This window comes from Winogradskyella aquimaris, assembly GCF_042676105.1.
Taxonomy (GTDB): Bacteria; Bacteroidota; Bacteroidia; order Flavobacteriales; family Flavobacteriaceae; genus Winogradskyella; species Winogradskyella aquimaris.
On sequence record NZ_JBHTJQ010000010.1, the window covers coordinates 168,226 to 189,053 of the forward strand.

Annotated in this window: 13 protein-coding genes; 10 read left to right on the forward strand and 3 right to left on the reverse strand. The window is 36.6% G+C overall.

Annotated features, from left to right (window positions below; genetic code table 11):
• Nucleotides 1–279 precede the first annotated feature (279 nt).
• Both ACFQ1K_RS08515 and ACFQ1K_RS08520 read left to right on the forward strand, forming a co-directional pair.
• Nucleotides 280–6,330: a PKD domain-containing protein gene (locus ACFQ1K_RS08515; protein ID WP_320555149.1), complete on the forward strand. Its 6,051-nt coding sequence runs from the start codon at nucleotides 280–282 to the stop codon at nucleotides 6,328–6,330.
• Between the two features lie 5 nt (nucleotides 6,331–6,335).
• The gene (locus ACFQ1K_RS08520; RefSeq protein ID WP_320555150.1) at nucleotides 6,336–7,337 is read left to right on the forward strand and encodes a PorP/SprF family type IX secretion system membrane protein; all 1,002 of its coding nucleotides are present in this window, start codon (nucleotides 6,336–6,338) and stop codon (nucleotides 7,335–7,337) included.
• An 89-nt stretch (nucleotides 7,338–7,426) separates the two neighbouring features.
• On the opposite strand, the gene ACFQ1K_RS08525 is transcribed toward ACFQ1K_RS08520, so the two are convergent.
• From ACFQ1K_RS08525 to sqr, 3 genes are read right to left on the reverse strand one after another with little or no spacing between them, the layout of a single operon-like run.
• Nucleotides 7,427–7,900 (reverse strand): DsrE/DsrF/DrsH-like family protein, encoded by a 474-nt coding sequence (locus tag ACFQ1K_RS08525; protein ID WP_320555151.1) that lies wholly within the window; start codon nucleotides 7,898–7,900, stop codon nucleotides 7,427–7,429.
• A 22-nt stretch (nucleotides 7,901–7,922) separates the two neighbouring features.
• A complete protein-coding gene (locus ACFQ1K_RS08530) occupies nucleotides 7,923–8,231 on the reverse strand; it encodes a TusE/DsrC/DsvC family sulfur relay protein (RefSeq protein WP_320555152.1) in 309 nt (102 codons plus the stop codon).
• A 35-nt stretch (nucleotides 8,232–8,266) separates the two neighbouring features.
• Complete coding sequence (gene sqr / locus ACFQ1K_RS08535; protein ID WP_320555153.1) at nucleotides 8,267–9,505, reverse strand: type III sulfide quinone reductase, selenoprotein subtype; 1,239 nt, start codon at nucleotides 9,503–9,505, stop codon at nucleotides 8,267–8,269.
• 319 nt (nucleotides 9,506–9,824) lie between these two features.
• On the opposite strand from sqr, the gene ACFQ1K_RS08540 reads away from it, so the two are divergent.
• The 8 genes from ACFQ1K_RS08540 (at nucleotide 9,825) to ACFQ1K_RS08575 (ending at nucleotide 20,826) form a co-directional block, all read left to right on the forward strand.
• The gene (locus ACFQ1K_RS08540) at nucleotides 9,825–11,267 is read left to right on the forward strand and encodes an OmpP1/FadL family transporter (RefSeq protein ID WP_320555154.1); all 1,443 of its coding nucleotides are present in this window, start codon (nucleotides 9,825–9,827) and stop codon (nucleotides 11,265–11,267) included.
• A gap of 428 nt (nucleotides 11,268–11,695) precedes the next feature.
• Nucleotides 11,696–12,778 (forward strand): adenylate/guanylate cyclase domain-containing protein, encoded by a 1,083-nt coding sequence (locus ACFQ1K_RS08545; RefSeq protein ID WP_320555155.1) that lies wholly within the window; start codon nucleotides 11,696–11,698, stop codon nucleotides 12,776–12,778.
• Between the two features lie 433 nt (nucleotides 12,779–13,211).
• Nucleotides 13,212–13,496, forward strand: a complete 285-nt coding sequence (locus ACFQ1K_RS08550) for a DUF2188 domain-containing protein (protein WP_320555156.1) — start codon at nucleotides 13,212–13,214, stop codon at nucleotides 13,494–13,496.
• A gap of 250 nt (nucleotides 13,497–13,746) precedes the next feature.
• Nucleotides 13,747–15,225 carry a hypothetical protein gene (locus tag ACFQ1K_RS08555; protein ID WP_320555157.1) on the forward strand — a complete coding sequence of 493 codons (1,479 nt, stop codon included), beginning with the start codon at nucleotides 13,747–13,749 and terminating at the stop codon, nucleotides 15,223–15,225.
• A 5-nt stretch (nucleotides 15,226–15,230) separates the two neighbouring features.
• Nucleotides 15,231–16,088: a M12 family metallopeptidase gene (locus ACFQ1K_RS08560; RefSeq protein WP_320555158.1), complete on the forward strand. Its 858-nt coding sequence runs from the start codon at nucleotides 15,231–15,233 to the stop codon at nucleotides 16,086–16,088.
• 158 nt (nucleotides 16,089–16,246) lie between these two features.
• Nucleotides 16,247–17,854, forward strand: a complete 1,608-nt coding sequence (locus ACFQ1K_RS08565) for a type I restriction-modification system subunit M (protein WP_320555159.1) — start codon at nucleotides 16,247–16,249, stop codon at nucleotides 17,852–17,854.
• 3 nt (nucleotides 17,855–17,857) lie between these two features.
• Complete coding sequence (locus tag ACFQ1K_RS08570; RefSeq protein ID WP_320555160.1) at nucleotides 17,858–19,621, forward strand: ATP-dependent nuclease; 1,764 nt, start codon at nucleotides 17,858–17,860, stop codon at nucleotides 19,619–19,621.
• Complete coding sequence (locus tag ACFQ1K_RS08575) at nucleotides 19,621–20,826, forward strand: restriction endonuclease subunit S (protein WP_320555161.1); 1,206 nt, start codon at nucleotides 19,621–19,623, stop codon at nucleotides 20,824–20,826. The genes ACFQ1K_RS08570 and ACFQ1K_RS08575 overlap by 1 nt, the downstream gene beginning before the upstream one ends.
• Nucleotides 20,827–20,828: the final 2 nt, after the last annotated feature.

Below are 20,828 nucleotides of genomic sequence, written 5' to 3' on the forward strand. Positions count from 1 at the left end.
CTTTTTCTTAAATTCTAGCAAAGTTGCAAAGTTACGATTTTAGATGTTAAATTGATGTGAAGGTTGACAGTCGTGTTTTAAATAAAATAGAGGTTCAAAGCGTCGTAATTCATGGAGCTACTTATTGGTGTAATCCCACTTTAAGAACATAACTAATTTAGCTTTAAAGCATTACCGTTTAAAGAAAATATAGTAATCTAAGCGAAAAATAGATACTTTGATTATTATTCTTACAGATTTTTATCTACTTTAACCATCGTAATTAGCTATTAATCAATTATGAGATACCACAAACGCCATGCCTTTGCATTGCTTTTTTATTTATGTATTGGTATAGTTGCCGCTTATAATTTATCTGATGTATTAGTAAAAGTTCGGCCCAAATCTAAATTAGAATTGCCTCCTACTGCAAGTATTTCTGGGACAACTACGGTTTGTCTTAATGAAACGCCCCAGCCTGTAATAACCTTCACGGGTGCAGATGGTGATACGCCTTACACATTTACCTACACTTTAAATGGTGGTGCTAATCAAACCATAACGACTACAGGTACTAACAATTCTGTAACATTGCCTGTTAATACAGGGGCAGTAGGCACCTTCACTTATGAATTGGTTTCTGTGACGGACTCCAATAACGATACTGAAACCATAAACGAAACTGCAACTGTAACAGTTGCTAATCCACCAACCGTTGGTTTTACATTTAATAATGGAGGATGTTCAGCTGATGCCGTTAATTTTGATGCTACAGCATCAGGAAATGGCCCTTTTACATACAGTTGGTCTTTTGGTGATGGTGAAACTTCGACTGATGAAGACCCTTCACATATTTATGATGCATTCGGTTGTGGGTTTTCAAACTATACGGCTACATTAGAAGTTACAGATGCCAACGGCTGCACGGCCTCGGTTTCAGAAACTGTGAATGTAGAACAACGACCAGATTTGAGTTTTGAAGATTTAGATGCTCAGTTTACACCACCCTTTGATAATTGCGGAAATAATACTATAGATCCTGCCTACACTATCAATGTTGGTAATACGTCGGCTTCAGCAGGATGTATTACGTCATATGATATAGTCTGGGGAGATGGGACTTCGGAAACTAACGTTACATTTCCTATAACACATACCTACGCCAATTTAGGGTCATTTAATATGGTAATAACCGGATATGGTGACAGCGGCTGTAATGCAACGGAGACTATTTTGGTGAAGAACTCAAGTAACCCTATAGGTGCTATTATTAGTCCAGGGAACACGGTGAATTTGTGTTTGCCAGCCAATGAACTTGGATTTGCTATTGGCTCTTGGGGTGCCAATCCACCAGATACAACCTATTTTATAGATTACGGTGATGGAACACAAGCTACATATACACAAAATGACTTAATTGCTGCGGTAGCCAACTATGATCCTAATAATCCCGAACTGGCAGATCCATTTCCAATTCCACATGAGTATACAGAATCAAATTGTCCCAATCCAAACTATACAATTACTTTAATCATAGCAACGTCTTGTGGTCAAACTGTATTAACGGCAGGACCGATCATTATTTTATCACAACCCCAAGTTGACTTTGAATTTGATAATCCAAGTTGTGTTAATACGGCTGTTCAATTTACAAACCTTACTGAAGGTGGCTTTGGACCAAACTGTGTTACCCAAGCAGCCCACAATTGGGATTTTGGTGATGGCACAACTTCTAATCTAGAAAACCCTACACACATCTATACCTCTCCAGGTACATATACGGTCACTTTAACCGAGGAAAATTTTTGTGGATTATCAGATCCGGTGGTTAAAACTATTTGTATAGAACCCGATTTGGTTGCTGACTTTTCTCTTGATAATAACGAAGGATGTATTCCTTTTAATGTTGGGGCTACAAATACAACCGATTTGTCGCAGTCTTGTGGAGGGGAAACCTATCTATGGGAAGTCACTTATAGCCCTGACTTTTGTGGTACATCAGCGTCGTGGGGATTTACTAATAATACAGATGAAACTTCAGAAAACCCGTCATTTCAATTTCTAACTGCTGGTGTCTACACCATAAGCATGACCATAACTAACTCTTGTGGAGATTTTACAACAACACAACAAATCAATGTTAAGCAACCACCTGCAGCATCCATTAATCCTATCGATGAAGCCTGTGGTACGGCTAGTTTTAATCCTTCGGCTAATATCACGACCTGTGCTCCTGCTGCGGAGACGATTACTTACAATTGGTCGTTCCCAGGAGGTACACCGGCAACATCCAATCAATTAGATCCCGGAACCATAAGTTATAACACACCTGGCAATTATACAGTAACGTTTAGTGTGACTAATGAATGTGGTACAGCTACGGTAACAGAAGGTTTTTCAGTCAATGAAAGTCCGACAATGACTAATACCGATTTGACTCAGACCTTATGTTCTGGTAATGATAGTGATGCCATTGTGTTTACCTCAGATAATTCAAATACAACATACACATGGACGTCAAATAATCCTGCAGGTCTAACGGGATTTATTCCTAATGGTACAGGAGATACCATTCCGGCGCAAACACTTATTAATACAACAGGAGTAGCTATCGATTTAATTTACACGGTAACACCTGACATTAATGGCTGTGTTGGCCCTTCAGTAAGTTTTACAATTACTATAGAACCTGCACCATTTATTGATGCACAACCACAACCCGAAGTCATTTGCCTTAACGGTACCCCAAATGATTTAGTAATCAGTTATCAGGGTACGGGTACACCAAGTTATCAGTGGTATGTGAATACTGTTGATGATACAACTACCGGAACAGCTATAGCAGGGGCTAATGGTCCAACATTTACACCACCAACAGATATTCTTGGTACGTTGTATTATTATGTAATTATCACGTTTACAACGGGTGACTGTAACGAAATTATTTCTGATACTGCTGAAATCACAGTTGAAGAAATCGCACAAATTAATACTGAACCTATTGGGACACAATCTATTTGCATTGGTGGTGAATCAGAAGAACTCTCAGTCACTATAACTGGTGGAGCGGGAACGGTAAGCTACCAATGGTACAGCAATACCAATAATTCCAATACTGGTGGTACGGTAATTGCTGGTGCCACATTCGCTAGTTATACGCCACCTGTATTTACAGGCTTGGGAACATTTTATTATTACGTTGAGGTCAGTTTTACCGGAAGTGGTTGTACGGGATTAGTTAGTACGGTTGCTGAAATAATTGTTGTTGAGGATCCAGAAATAATAAGTCCTGATTTTGATATACAGAGTGTTTGTCAGAATACCACTGTAGATCCACTTGAAGTGCAGGTATCTGGTGGATTAGGAACTATTTCTTACCAATGGTATGTCAACACCGTTAATGATACAACGACTGGAACACCCATTGCGGGAGCGACGGCTGCAAGCTATACACCGCCTTCTGATGTGGTTGGGACTTTCTATTATTATTGTATTGTGACCCAAGACGTGTCTGGCTGTGAGGTGACGAGTTCAGTGGCTACTGTAGAGGTGACTGCGGCTGCTCAGTTTAGTTCACAACCACTTTCGGATGAGTTGTGCTTGGGTGAAACAACGCCTGCATTGAGTGTATCTTACACCAATGGTACTGGAACACCAAGTTATCAATGGTTTCAAAATACGGTGAATGATACAACGACTGGAACTCCAATAGCTGGGGCTACAACCGATATGTATCAACCTATAGTAGATACGGTTGGTACAACCTATTATTATGTGATTATTACGTTTAATACTGGTGGTTGTTCCGAAATCATTTCTGATGTTGCAGAAATCATTGTGAACGAGACACCAAGTATTACCGATGGTACGGTATTGATATGTAGCGGAAACACATTTGAATTTTTACCAGATGGCATCACAGGCAATGTGGTTCCTGTTGGGACGACGTATACTTGGTCTGATCCGGTGGTCAACCCTGCAGGTAGTATCACAGGAGCAGCGGAGCAACCAACAGCGAGCGGCACTATTTCCCAGTTTTTAGAAAATACAACCATAAATCCAGTAACGGTGACTTATACCGTAACACCTAATACTAATGGCTGTGTCGGTGCTGATTTCGACGTTGTGGTTACGGTGAATCCGTCTATTTCGGTGGCTTCAATTGTGGTTAATAATAGTTGTTTTAATTCTGATGATGCCTCCATAGCCATTACGATTACTGGAGGTGTGCCGTTCACAAGTGGCAATCCTTATCAAGTGAGTTGGACTGGACCTAATGGATTTGTTAGCAGTGCCACAACGATTTCAAATTTAGAAGCTGGAACCTATACCTTGGATATTCTGGATGATGGCGGTTGCCCTTATAACGACACGTTTACCATCACTGAGCCGGACGAGCTTATTTTTAGTGCTGTAAATTTTGACCCAGATACCATTTCCTGTTTTGGAGCGAATGATGGTGAGATTAATATAGATATAAGTGGTGGTATAGAACCGTATACCTATAACTGGACACGTGATGGTAATCCGTTTTCAAACAATGAAGACCTTGATAATTTAGAGCCAGGGACTTATGAGATCACAGTAACCGACGTTAATAATTGTGGCCCAATCAGTTCAACGTTTGTGATTGAAGAACCACCTTTGTTGGAGGTGGCTTTACAAAGTCAGACTGATGTAATATGTTTTGGTGATGCTACTGGAGCGATTACAGTGAACACTGTAGGTGGCCGACCAGGCTATACCTATAGTTGGACAGGACCTAATGGGTTTACGAGTGCCTCTGCCAATATTAATAATTTATTTGCGGGATCTTATGCGTTGACCGTTACCGATACTTCAGGATGTACAGATACCTTAAGTGTAGACATACAGCAAAATGATCAGATCACAATCGATGTAACGACAACAGAAATTGAGTGTTATGGGGATAACGATGCGTCCATAACCATTAATAATATATCAGGCGGAGTAGCACCTTATGACGTGGCTTGGAGTAATTTTGGTACAGGATTGAGCCAGTTTAACCTTTCAGCAGGTACATATACCATTACAATTACAGATGCAGAAGACTGTGTTCGTGAGTTTTCAATAGTAATTGATGAGGCACCGATTTTCCTTATTGATCCTGTGGTTACACAAATGTCTTGTGCTGGAGAAAACGATGCAAGTATTGCACTTAATTTTCAAGGAGGTTTAGACCCAATTACCGTGGTTTGGGATGATGATGCTTCAGCTGGTGTAGAACGCAATAACTTAGCTCCTGGTACGTATAGTGTTACCATTACGGATGGTACTCCATGTGTCATTCAAGAAACCTTTACCATATTCAATATTTTACCATTACAGTTGTCCGCCAATGTTACAGATGCTCTCGATTGTGATGATACCAATAGTGGTTCAATTAACTTGCTCATTCAAGGAGGTACACCACCGTTTTCGGTCACCTGGTCTAATGGTGCTACCACGGAAGATTTAGCAGCCATTCCACCAAACACCTATGTGGTTACGGTTGTTGATGCTAATGGTTGTAGTATAGAGGGTAGTTGGGACGTTAATCGTTTTGAGCCTTTAACTTTAGATGTAGAGACCCAATCTGAAGTAGATTGTGATACCCAAACCGTCAATCAAACCTTTGTAGCTATGGCCAGTGGAGGAGTGCCACCATTTAGTTATAACTGGTCTAGTGGTACGGTAAGTGGTGCTAATAATGAATTTATGACAACAGATGAAGATGGTTTGGTACAGCTAGAAGTGACGGATGCATTAGGTTGTACCACCAATTTTAGTTTGAATGTGGGCATCCCACTTTTAGGGGACCCCGACTTTGAACTATCATCTTTTGGCTTTAGTAATTTTGGCGTGTATGCCATTGAAGATCCTATCACATTTACCAATTTAGCCACTGGTGATTATCTAAGTGTTTTATGGGATTTTGGTGACGGTAGTTTTTCGGGAGAAGAAAACCCAACGCACACGTATAGTGCTGTTGGTTCTTATGTGGTCACGCAAACCGTAACCTACCCATTTGGTTGCGTATATGAGCGGGTCATTACCTTATATGTTGAAGAAGGTTATAAACTGGTAATGCCAGACGCTTTTACACCAAATGAAGATGGTATTAATGATTTCTTTGGTCCTGTTTATGAAGGCCTTAGTAGCTTAGAGTTGAATATTTACGATACTTGGGGAAGCTTAATCTACACGGAAGATGATGATAATTTTACAGGTTGGAATGGTAAAATCAATGACGAATTTGCCGAAAACGGTAATTATTATTACACCTTTAGTGCCAAGACGTTTTATGGAAAAACCATTACCGCCCAAGGAGCTTTTGTATTTATAAAATAAACCTCATGATCTTAAGATCCATATTTACCATTTTTATTCTAATCAGTTGTTGGACTTTAGCAGCACAGGACCCTATTTTCACACAGTCTAACTATATACAGGAAACCTTAAACCCTGCCTTTTCTGGGTTTGAGGACAATGACCGATTAGGGGCTGGGATATTAAGTCGTGTGCAATGGCCCAATCTTGATTTACAGATTCATACCCAATACGCCTATGTGAATAAATCTTATGACTATGGACCAAGCTTGGGCTTTGGTATTGGCATGAATGCGGTCTGGCAATACGAATCGTTTAACAACTATAATTACGCACAAGTTAATTTTAATTATGCCCATCGAATCAACCTAAATAATGGGTGGTACTTTAGACCTGCGATAGAGGCTGGTATTGGAAATAAAAGCAACCGCTTTAGAAATCTTACCTTGGCTGATCAAATCAACATTAATTCAGGGTTCATCAATCCTGTGTCTGTAGACCCTTTAGCAGGTCGATTGAACAACATTTACTTCTTGGATATTAATGCAGGCTTTCTTGTTGAAAAGCAAACCTTCGATGATATCAGTTATTGGATAGGAGGTTCGGTACGCCATCTTAATCGACCAAATATTTCTATTGTGGATGGTGAAAAATTACCTCTGGACATTTTTTATTCCTTTCACGGAAATGTTAGGTTTCCGTTCTTACGTGAGAATACCGTTATGATGACAACAAACCTTATGGTACAAGGGCCTTATAATCGTTTGGACGTTGGTACTATTTTTCAGCTCGATGCCTTATTGTTAGGTTTAACTGCTGCAACGAATCCGGCGCGTAATGATGGAAATGAACATTTACTGACTTCCATAAATGCGTTTGTAGGCTTTGAATATGAGACCCTAAGATTTGGGTTCTCCTATGATAAAAACACCTCAAATATTGGTCGTACTGATGGGGTTTATGAGTTGTCCATGACGTATCTGTCGCGATGTCAGCGATGTAGTACAGATCGTAGTAGAAAGCGCTAAAAAAAATATTGCGGTATATATTTTTATTAGAAAATACATACCGCAATGTCCTACATCATCAGAACCCAATGATGGTGTATATAATTAGGTTATATGAATAGAAGGTGCGTGCCTTCTTCATTTGCACGATTATAAAAGTCTCCAATCGTGATGATGCCATCTAGCTCATCAATAAAATCCTCTTCTTTAAGATGAAACATGTCAACTGCGAGTTTACAACCCCAAAGTTTACAACCAGAATCCGAAAGAATTTCTAAAAATTCCCCTACGGGTGGCATATCCAATTTTTCCATTTCTTTTTTCATCATCTTGGTGGCTAAGGCTTCAACACCTGGCAAACCACCTAACATTGTTGGTATATGCATTGCAGGATTACCTACGGTTGCCACATGGAGGTTGTCCAATTTCTTCTTTTGTATGGCCTCTAAACCAAAGAATGTAAAGAATATTTCAGATTCTATACCTTCCATGCGCGCACCATTGGCCATCACGAAGGCTGCGTAAACATTCTCTATAGTTGCTTTTGATAAGATGAAAAGCATTTTCTTAACTTTTGTGCCCATAATATTCTATGTTTTAATTAGTTTAAATACAACTTTTTGGTTTAGGGATACCTGCTATTTTAGTCGATATTTTAAGAGGTCCGCCAGGGAACAGATTATAAAACTCCTTGATGTCTATCACACCACTTTTTTTAATACCTCTTACTGATAATGGTTCCTCTTTGTGATATTTATCTTGTAAATATTCAATGACTTCCCAATGTTTGTCAGTCATAGTAATATTAGATTCTTCGGCAATACCCTTACCAATTTCACGATCCCATTGTGTAAAGTCGGTGAGATAGCCTTCTTCGTTAACGTCGATTTCTCTATTTGCAATAAGTTTTTTCATGATTATTCAGAATTTTTAAGGTTATAATATTAGTGTTATGCTTCGATTTTTTTGCCTTTAGTAGACATATTTGCACTTACAAATGGTATAGGAACGCCTTTAAGCAGCATATTCCAGTATACCCATCTAAAGGCTAATTTTCCCATATGATTCATTCGGTTTTCTTTCAATAACTGCATCGGTCCAATACCGGCAATAGGGAAGGTACCTTCTACAGGTTCCTGTACATAATTAAAGTCTATCAGAAGGGCTTTGCCATTACCAGTTTCAACAAAACAATTGGCGTGCCCATCAAATGAAGCATCTAAAGGTTCTCCTTTTATATACTTTAGGATGTTTTCTTCAAGTATTTCAGCTTCAAAATGAGCCACTGAGCCTGCTTTCGATGTCGGTAAATTTGTTGCATCACCAATGACAAAAACATTCTCGTAGTCTTTAGATTGTAACGTGTTTTTATCTGTAGGTATAAAATTAAGATCATCTCCCATTCCAGAACGTTCTATAAGTGCATCACCCATATTGGTTGGTACAGTGACCAGAAGATCATAGTCAACCTCAGTTTCGGCATAATCAATAATCTTATTATTTTCATAATCTACCCGCTCAATGTTAAAGTTAGTGACTTCTGAAATCCCTTTTTCCACTAATAAGTGATGTAAGGCCTTGGTAGCTTTAGGTTTGGTGAAAGCTCCATCTAATGGAGTAACATAGGTAATGTCTACTTTATCTCGCATCCCCTTGTTTCTAAAGTATGAATCTGCTAAAAATGCAAACTCCAAAGGAGCTACAGGACATTTTATGGGCATCTCGGTGATATGTACAACAAGTTTACCTCCTTCCCAACTTCGTAATTTATCCCTAAGTGCTTTGGCACCCTCGTAAGAATAGAAATCAAAAATACTTTTGTGCCATTCAGGACCCTTCATACCCTCAATTTCATCAGGTGCTATTTTAGAGCCAGTAGCAACAATGAGTAGGTCATAGTTAATGATTTCCTCGTTTTCAAGAGTCACCTTATTGGCTTCTGGTGAGATTAACTCAATTTTTTTCTGAATGTAATTTACTCCTTTTGGAATAAATTTCTTTCCCACTTTTTTTACCTGATCTTCTGTATAAATATCAAAAGGTAAAAACAAAAATCCAGGTTGATAATAATGGGTTTTATATTGATCTATGATAGTAATTTGCCATTCATTCTTGGGAAGTTTCTTTACCAAATGATTGGCCATCATTGTACCAGCTGTACCTGCTCCTAAAATCACTAAATTTTTCATTGGACTAAATTTTTGGTTACGTGTTAAATACACCTTTATTTCTGATGGTAAAGTTACAGTGATGCTTCAAGTTAGGTTATGACAAATGTCATGTATCCATGTAACAAATGTTACATAAGAAAAAACGGTGGAAACACTTGATTTTAAAGGGGTTTTAGAAGCCTCGATTTTCAAAAAGCAGACTATGACATTTATCATAATTAGTTAAGGGTTTGCCATTTATTTTTGTTCATGGCTATTTACTAACCAAAATTCGAAAACGCGATAAAACATGTAGTTCTTAAGCCATTTTATCCGCAGAATATAAAACGATCTTATTATGAAAACATCATTTATTAAATTAATTGTATTACTGTTCTCACTCGGCCTATATGCCCAAACAGGTCATATCATGCAAGGCGTGGGATCTGTAAATATGTCTATGGGTGGAGCGGCAACAGCACAACCATTAGATATTTCTGGTGCTATGCATTGGAATCCTGCAGCCATATCTGTGTTTGATGATAAAATACTCAAGCTTGATGTGGGCTTTTTCTTTTCATCACCAGAGTTAAGTTCTAGTCTGCCAGAAGGACTACTTTATCCAGAAGGAGCTTTTGGTCCAGGGTCACCCGCATCACCAGCAGTTTATGGTACAACAAAGGACGATAGAGGAGTGTCTTACATGCCAGCGCTAGGTATGGTCTGGGGAAATGAAAATAGTAAGCATACGTTCGGTGTATCCGCTTTTGGTATTAGTGGGTTTGGGGTAACGTTTCCTCAAGAAACTAACTTACCAATGGATATGAACGGTAACCCAAACATGGATTGGAACCCAAATAATTCAAATGCCATCAACTGGCCACAAGGGCTTAATGGGTTTGGACGTATTGAGTCCGATTATATGTTACTGCAAGTCAGTGCGACCTATGCCTATGAGCTTACCGATAAGATATCTATAGGGATACAACCTAACTTTAACTACGCGGCACTTGAGTTGAATCCTAATCCAATAGCATCGCCAGATTTCCCACCTTCAATGGGTGGTACAGGCAAAGGTTATCCTAAGGCAGATAGTACACCAGCCATAGGTTTTGGTGCACAATTTGGGGTGTTTTATGATTCTGGTTCTGGTTTAAAGCTTGGTGCTTCCTACAAAACCAATCAGACCTTTGGTGAATTTGAATTTGATAACGAGTACCTTGATGGTACAGATGCACCAGATGTTAAATTCCAAATGGATTACCCAGCCATCATGTCACTTGGTTTAGGTTATTCTTTTACGAATTTTGACTTTGCGCTCGACTTTAGACGCGTATTTTACGAAAATACCGAAGGATTCGAAGCTAGTGGATGGGCCATTGGAGATAACGGCTTCCCAACAGGCGCAGTACAAGGTTTTGGTTGGAAAGATATTTCCATACTTTCTGTTGGGTTACAATATAAAGGGATTAGTAAGTTACCATTACGTTTAGGTTACACCTACAGTGGTAATCCAATTGATGAGGATTTAGCGTTCTTTTCAACACCAGCAACAGCAATTATTAAAAATGCGTACCAGTTTGGATTGAGTTATGAGATTAATGATAACTGGAGACTAGATGCCGTTTACCATTATGGCGATAGCAATGGCGCTACAGAAGGACGAATATTAGATCCTAGACAAATTACACCAAATAATCCATTAGGTGAAATTCCAGGCACATCCGTGTCTTATAAGATGACAACCTCTATGGCGATGTTTGGTATAAATTATACCTTCAAGAAAAAAACAAAAGACTAAGCTAAAAATCAAAATACGGGATACTTTTAATAATCTATTTAAAATCCAGCATTACGGTGCTGGATTTTTTTTGATTGAAATTCCGACAGAGTCAGAAAGCCCAACGATTTTAAGAAGTAATGAGCGAGAAATAGAATTTAAATCAGACATAAAGTATCGAATAAAGAATATGGAAAAAAATAAGAGCGTATCCAATTATCAGCGAATGGTGCTTTAGCAACTTCCTATAAATCGTTTTGACTTTTTGGTTCGTTTTGTGTCAAGACAAAATGAACGTAAAGATTAACTTATCATTACAATGTGCTCAGGCTTCAGAAATTACTCTCAAAGACGGTGCACTATATTAATTTATAACGCTACTATCTAAATCAATTAAAGTTATATTCAATAAAGTTACTTATTTTAGTACCATTCAATAATTAGAAATTTTGTGGTCTCCAAAACAAAAGCGTTTAGTCCTTCAATCCTTACCTATTGCATTGATATGGTTAGTAACTGGTTGGGTATTTCTGTGGACCGAACAGGCCATTATTGGCAATACCAGTAACACACCAGATTCAGCGATTTCATTAACACCAAAAGTGTTTGCCTTTGCTAGTGTAAGTGTAACCTTAATAGGATTTTTGGTGGGTTTTATAGAATATCGGTTCATCAACAAACTATTTAAACCGTATCGCTTTTCCCTTAAGCTTTTAGGCAAGTTTGCCTTCTACATACTGTTTATGGAGCTCATAGTATTCATAACGTTTATCAGTGCTGCTAGTATTGAACTGAATGAACCTATGTTGTCGCATGTGGTATGGGAAAAGTATGTGTTATTCTTTTGGAGTATAACACATGCCAGTACATTGATTCAATTGGCATTTTCTATGCTGCTCACCTTATTTTATGTTGAGGTCAGTGAACATTTAGGGCACTCTGTACTGACCAACTTTATAACAGGGCGTTACCATCATCCTAAATCAGAAATTCGGGTATTTATGTTTAGTGATATGAAGTCGTCCACACAAATCGCAGAAACATTAGGTCATGATAGGTATTTCCAATTTTTGGCATCGTATTACAACGACCTTTCTGATGCGATTTTACAACATAAAGGAGAAGTTTATCAATATGTTGGAGACGAAATTGTGTTAACATGGCCAAATTCAAACAAGGATTATACAAAGTTAAGCCTCGACTGTTTTTTTGCCATGAAAAGGGATTTAGCGCAGCGGCAATCCCATTATCTGGAGCGGTATGGTGTATTTCCCGATTTTAAGGCTGCGATTCATGTGGGAGAGGTGACTACAGGTGAAATAGGAGCGCTTAAAAAGGACATTTTTTTCACGGGCGATGTACTAAATACAGCAGCACGCTTGCAGTCAGAATGCCAAACATTTAATGTAGATTTACTAGTGTCTAACGCGCTGGTTAAAAGGGTAGCTTCAGAAACTTATACATTTAAGAGTTTAGGATCCGTGCAATTAAAAGGAAAGGCAAAAGAAGTTGAAGTATTTTCAGTAGTTTGAATGTGGCTTTACAAACAAAAACAAAATTCCAATTTCAACTAAGTAGCTAACTTCTGCACGCAGAACTAAAGACCTATCAATTGATTATAAGAAAACACAATTCCGACGCAGTCGGAAAAACCAACGATTTTAAGAAGTAATGAGTAAGAATTATCATTGAATGTGACATCAAGTATTGAAGCATAAAATACAGCTAAGAGTAAAGTATATTCAATTATCAACGAGTGGTGCTTGCAACTTCCTATAAATCGTTTTGATTTTTTTGATTCGTTTTTTTATCAAGAAAAAAATGAATGGAAAAACTTTTTGATATAAACTGCATTCACTCTTAGGCTAAGTTCATTGTGGGCTTATGGGATAATTTGTTGTGATGGTTAGCGATGTGCTGGTATGGTTTAATTTACTATATTTACTTTTATAGCAAACACCAGTAATGCCAAAACAAAATAACTTAGTTGACGCTATACAAAACCTAATAGCTGCTATTCTAAAGGCTTTAGGCTACCAAAGTACACCAAAACGCACCTGGCACCAGCACGTGGTGCCATATAAAGAAGGCTGGGCCGTCAGAAGAGAGGGGAATGAACGCGTTACTTCTAAACACCGCAAACAAGGCACAGCCATACGCAAGGCCAAAACCCTAGCCAAACGTTACAGTGCCGATGTAATTATTCACCGTGCCAATGGTGGTATCAGAAAACGTATCAGTTACAGGTAGTTACAATGCTAGGCATAGGCTTTAATTCTGCACTTTAAGGTTTTTTTTGGTCATTGGTCTAATTTAAAAGGAAATAATCTCAATAAAATTTAACTTAAAACCAATTCCTTAAGTAGCGCGTCCTTGGCGCTATAGAATTACATAATTCGTTGTTGACCGCATCGTATAGCTGTATACCCAATATGGGGTGTGCTTTGCTATGAAGGATGCTTTTAATTTGAATATTAACCAATTAAAAACTATACGGATTATGAAAAACTATCTTTCCCTTTTGTTAACATTTATAGTTTCTATACCTTGTTTTACTCAAGTTGAATTTGAAAGCAAGGATGGCTTAATAAGCTCGGCTGCCTACAACACTAAGATTGCTAAAGATTTTAATTACCTCATTTTAGGTGATAATTCTCCACAGCAAGGTATTAGCGCCACCTTAAACGAAAAGAAAAGTAATATTAAGATTAATGGCTTATTCTATTCTGGGCCCACTGGTGTTTTTACCATCGAGGCTGACTTGGCTGCGAGTAATGGCATTTATTTCTTTGACCAAGAAAATGGTAGTGAACAAGGTAAAATTACTTTAAATTATTATCGACGACTAACATCACTTTCAAAATATAAAAGCCTAAATCCTAAAAATAGAGCCTACATAAATCTACAAATTGTTGATTTGTTGGCTAAAACTAAAACTAAATATGATAATTTACTTGCATTATTAAAAACCGTAAAATTTAATGATGCTGTTAGAGTTTCTAGCGATGAAGAAAAGCGTATCTATAAGCAATTGCGTTCGATAACAAGAAATTATATAAACGAAGATGATAAAAAGGGTTATGATGAACTCCCAACCACAAAATTTGTATCGGCGAATTATGTTAAGTCAACAATGGCGAATGATAATGGTGGTAATCAGAAAGGTAAAGACGGCATAAAGGATATAAAAATCGACAATAAAAATAACTTTGATTTAATTAAACTAATTAAGGATTATGATGAAACTAGAGATTTTATACTTACAAAGTTAGAGGACAGTATTAATAAAATAGAGTTGCAAAATACCTCTAAACAATGGACGTATAATCATACGTTATTTTATGGTGTAAGCCCTTTTTATGAAAGACAAAGTTTTAAACGATTTACCTATAATGCCAACCAGTCTTTCTCAGATATGTTTAATCAGGTTAAAGGGGATATTTATGGGGTAACATTATCATTAAATTACAGTATAGAAAAAGGTTTGGCAAACAAAAAAAAATTAAGTCCTCATTCTTTGTTTACAAGGCTCTCATTGTCTTTAATTAGAGGTTCTAATATTTCGAATTTTAGAAACAGCACCTTAGAGACCTCAGGTGTATTTGGAAATGACGTTAATGGTAATCCGGTTATTTTTACCAATTCTGACAATGCATTTATAGGTGATACGCGATATGAGTATGGCTTTGGACAACGTTTTACTTTAGACACCTATTTCTATCCACTAGATTTGCCAATTGGTTTATTTGGTATAATTAGTTACGAAAAAATTGATTTTAGTAGTCGAAGTTCTGCAAAAGACAAAGAAATGTATCCTTTGCGATTAGGCTTACTTTTTAGTCTCGTTAATAAAGACTCAAAAAAACCAAATATTACGATACAAACTTTTTTAGATCGTACAGACTTAAACCTCAGTCCAAATGGCAAGGATAAGGATCTACGCTTTGGGTTAGGGATTGGATTACCTATAAATTTTTAATTTCAATGTATTCTAAATTAAATAAAATAATTATTGCGATTGTTTTGGTAATAATTTTAGCTCTGACTTTAATATACCTTTTAAATAAAAATGACTTTCATAAACCATTAGAATATCGTAGTGATTATGGTTCAAGAAAATTTATTGAGGTAAAGTTTCAAATGGCTTTTACAGAAGAGGAAGTCGAGTTTATAGCCGAAGTTGTAGATAGTCTTGTCATTACAGAAGGGGATATTATATTAGGTACATTAAAAGATTTTGAACTGCAAGGTTTTGCTGCTGTGACAGGTGAAGGAAAGCTATGGGATAGAGGTATAATTCCATATGTAATAGAATCTAATCATCCTAAAAAAGACGAAATATTAAAAGCTATCGAAGAAATAAATACTAAAACAAAAATTAAATTATTGCCACGGCTTAACGAGAGAGACTATGTTTATTTTATGAATAAGCCCAATTGTGCTTCTTATGTTGGTCGTCAAAAAGATGGGCAAGTTATTGAATGTGGTAATTGTAGTTATGGAAGTATTATCCATGAAATATTACATGCAGCAGGATTCTATCATGAGCATACAAGAAAAGATAGAGGAAAATATATCATAGTAAATGAGGAAAATATTGAGATTAATTCGAGTGACAATTTTCGGCGCTATATTGATAGATTTTTATCAGGGAAGGATATAAAAGACTATGATTATAATTCGATCATGCATTATGATGAATATTCATTTTCTAAAAATGGGAAAAAAACTATTGAGGTAAAAAAACTACAACAAGATTCTGTTATAAAAATTGGTCAACGTGACTCACTGAGCGATGGCGATATAAGAGGCATTAATATAACCTATCATTTAAAGCAGTAATTCTATAGGTCTAATTATTCAATATCATAAAAGAATATATATCTAAATACCCTTGCAAAATCAAGGGCTTTTTTTATCTTTAAACTCCCTTAATTAATTTCACATTGACCCTTTAATTTTTAAAATTTTGTACCCGTTTTAATCCGGGCCAACCAAATATGACCAAAACCAAAACCAAAGCCGATATCAATTTCGAACAAGAACTCTGGAAAGCGGCTAACGAACTACGCGGTGCAGTTGCCGAAAACCAGTATAAGGACTACGTCTTACCGCTCATTTTTTTAAAGCATTTGTCAGAGCGCTATCAAGCCCGTAAGGACGAACTTATCGAGGCATTTAAGGATGAAAGCTCTGACTATTACACGCAAGACCCGGACGAAAAGCAATACATCCTGGAAGACCCTGACGAATACCTCTCTAAAAACACCTATATCATCCCTAAGGAAGCCACTTGGCAATTTTTGCAGGATAATGCCGAGCAGGACAACATCAAAGTCTTGGTAGATGATGCCTTTGACCTATTGGATGGCACCTTAGCACAATACAGACAAGACCTAAAAGGCATCTTACCGCGCATCTTTGTAAAAAGCCAACTGACACCAAAACAAGTGGCTGGTTTAATTAACCTATTGGCAAACCCTAAGCTGTCCGAAAAAGAAAACCCGGGTAGCGATATACTAGGCCGTGTTTACGAATATTACATTGGTAAGTTTGCCATTGCCGAAGGTTCTGGTGCAGGACAATTCTTTACACCAAGCAGTATCGTTCGTCTTATGGTAGAAATGATAGAACCCTACCAAGGAAAAATCTTTGATAATGCCTGTGGTTCTGGTGGTATGTTTGTACAGTCCTTAAAGTTTTTACAAGCCCATGGTGGCGATAAGAGGAACATTTCCATTTACGGACAAGAGCGTTACGATGGTACATTACGCTTATGCAAAATGAACCTCGCTTTACGCGATTTATCCTTTGATGTTAAGTTGGGCGACTCATTATTACAAGATAAGTTCCCAGACCTTAAGGCAGATTACATATTGGTAAATCCACCATTTAATGTGAGCCAATGGCACTCAGAGGATTTACCAGAAAACGACCCAAGACTCTTTGGTCCTAAAGAAGAATTCACAACGGATGGCAACGCCAACTTCATGTGGATGCAAACCTTTTGGAGTCATCTTAGTGATCGAGGTACGGCAGCGGTGGTAATGGCCAATGGTGCCATGACCTCAAATAACAAAGGCGAAAAAAATGTCCGCCAGTTTATGGTAGATAAGGGTATGGTAGATTGTATTGTACGTTTACCAGATAAACTTTTTTTAACCACTGGTATACCAGCATGTATTTTTATTTTAAGTAAAAACAGAGATGGTAAAGATGGCGAACACAGAGAGCGTTTAAACGAAGTGCTGTTTATAGACATGTCCAAACTAGGACGTATGGAAAGCCGCAAGCTACGCGTCTTTGATGCGGCTGACCTACAAAAAGCCACAGACACCTACCACACTTGGCGCAATGTCATTCAGAGCGATAGCGAAGAATCTCAATACAACGACGAACCAGGCTTCTGCTACAGCGCCACCATAGACGAGGTCGCTAATCAAGACTACAAACTCACACCAGGCATCTATGTGGGTACAGAAGCCGTAGAAGACGATGGCATCCCATTTGAAGACAAAATGGCAACCCTAAAAACACAATTACAGGAGCAGTTTGCTAAAGGCAACGAACTACAACAACAGATTTTAGAGAATTTTGAAAAGTATTAATTAATGAAATTAGATAAAGTTAGAATTGAAGAATTTAAATCAATTAAGGCCTTAACAGTTGACTTACATGAATTAACCTGTTTTGTAGGTAAAAATGAATCGGGAAAATCTGCAATTCTTGAGGCCATAAGTTATTTAAATTTTACCAAGTATAAACTCAAAATAGACTTAACTAATAAGACTTCATCTAAATATGAAAGAGATGAATTTCCAATAATTAAAGGATACTTTCTTATTAGTGAAGAAGAAAGTGAAATGATTTATAATCTATTTACTCACAAAGCAACTGGACATGAAGAAACAAAAAAAATATTTAAATGGTTGAGAGTTACAATTAAATCTGATAAGATAGAAGACATCGAATTCGAATTATTACACGGTAATAATAAAGGAACTAGTTTAAAAGAAATATTCAATTCTAGTTCTGGAAATACACTAAATGCACAACAGAAACTTAATCAATTAAATGTAAACCGAAATAAAATATTTAATGAAGTCATTCCTCAAATAGAACTTTTTACAAGTGATGAACTAACATTAGCACCAATTACACTGGCACAATATCAGCAAAAACAGGGTTCTTACCAGTCTTTTAAGAGATTATTTGAAATAGCAAACCTAAATAATATTGAAACTTTAGCAGCTAATCCACAAAAATTTAGACATAAGTTAAGAATGGCGGAAAGAGTTCTGACTAAAATTCTAAGAAAAGCATACAAACAAGATGACTCACTTGAAGTAAAATTAGATTATCATGGGGATAAGTTTATCATAAGTTTTGAAGATGATTCTGATAGACCATATGATCTTACTGAAAGAAGTTTAGGGTTTCAATATTTCTTTGCTTTTTTAATTAATAAAACATATTTCAATAAAATTGATAAAAGAAAACATATATTTCTATTAGATGAACCAGGCAACAACTTACACCCAGAAGGTGCAAGGAATCTCGTAAATGTACTAGAAGATATTGCTGAAACTGATCAGGTTTTATATTCAACACACAATCCGTTTTTAGCATTTAGAAAAAAACCAGATAATTTAATTCTAGTAAAGAAATCAGGCACGAAAGGAACTGAATTGTTGACAAAAGTTTACACGAACAAATATCAAATTTTAAGAAAGGAATTAGGTCTAATTCTTAACGATTCGTTTTTGGTAAATGATATAAATTTAGTTGTAGAAGGTAATGCGGATAAATGGATATTACATTATGTTATTCATGAAGACGATGATTTCGAACCCTTAACTTGGACACATATTTTTAGTGCTGATACTGCTTCAGAAATTATACCATCTGTACGATATTTATCAAACCTTGGATTAAAAGGAGTAGTCTTATTAGATTCTGATGATGCTGGAAATAAAGAAATCAAAAAGCCTAAGTTTAAGAAATATATTCTAGAACCCAAAGAGTGGAGTCACCTTACACTAGATGAGGTTTTTAACGACGGAGAAAAACGAACTATTGAGGATATGCTTTTACATCAAAAATATGTAGAAGCTTACAATGAATATTATAAAGAAGAAGATGCTGTAGAATGGAATGAGCCTTTTAAACCACTAGTAATTTCTAAGTACAGTTTACCAATCTTAGACCAAATTAATACTCATTTTAAACAGCATGCAGATGGTGGTATTAATAAAATAGCCATTCTAAGAAAGTTCACAGAACTTAATCCATATGATACTAATATGGGCTTCTATAAAAAATTGAAAGAACTGTTGTTAGTTATCCAAGAGCGTGTAATGAAACTTAATGCCTAATGCCCAACAACTGGAAAACATATAAACTCTCAGAAGCATTAAAAATAATTGGAGGTGGAACACCAAAGACTTCAGTCAATGAGTATTGGAATGGAGATATTCCTTGGCTGAGTGTAAAGGATTTTCAAGGAGAAAAGAAATTTGTAAATAATACAGAAAAATCAATTACACAATTGGGGCTTGAAAAATCTTCAACAAAATTATTACCAAAGGGTGCATTGATTATTTCGGCCCGAGGGACTGTAGGTGAATTAGCAGTCTTAGAAAGAGATATGGCTTTTAATCAATCTTGTTATGGATTATTGCCTAATGACAAAACAGATAGAGACTTTCTCTATTACTTAGTAAAACAAAAAATTAGCGACCTTCAAGGTTTAAGTTACGGCAGTGTTTTCGATACAATTACTACCAAAACTTTCGATAGTTTAAATGTCAAAATACCATATTTAAAAGAACAAAAAGCCATAGCCAACATCCTTTCCGCTATAGACGACAAAATAGAAAACAACCTAGCCATAAACAAAACCTTAGAAGACATGGCCATGGCACTCTACAAACATTGGTTTGTGGATTTCGGACCATTCCAAGATGGCGAGTTTATCGATAGTGAGCTTGGTCCAATTCCTAAAGGTTGGGTAGTGAAAAGATTACCAGAAATTTCTATTAATCACAATAAAAAAAGGAAACCTATTTCAACACGTGAAAGAGCAAAAATTCAAGGAATATACCCATATTATGGTGCAACAAAAGTTCTTGATTATATTGATGATTTCAGGTTTGATGGTGAATACATATTGTTAGCCGAAGATGGTACAGTAAAAACAGAGAGAGATACACCATTTTTGCAGTTTGTAAACGGACAATTTTGGGTAAGTAATCATGCCCATGTATTAACTGGAAATGAATTATATTCAAATGAATTTGTTTACTTATCACTTTCTCATACTAATGTAGTTCCAATTATAACTGGTGCTGTTCAACTTAAAATAAACAAAAAGAATTTGGAGAGTCTAGAATTTATTGTTCCGGTAAAGGAGCAATTAAAAGAATTTGAAGATATTATTATTCCAAAATTTCAACAGATAAAAGAATTGGAAAAAGAAAACCAATCCCTAACCCAACTTCGCGACACCCTATTACCAAAACTCATTAGTGGTGAGTTACGGTTAAAGGAATTTAAAAGACAATTGGAGCAAATAGTATAATT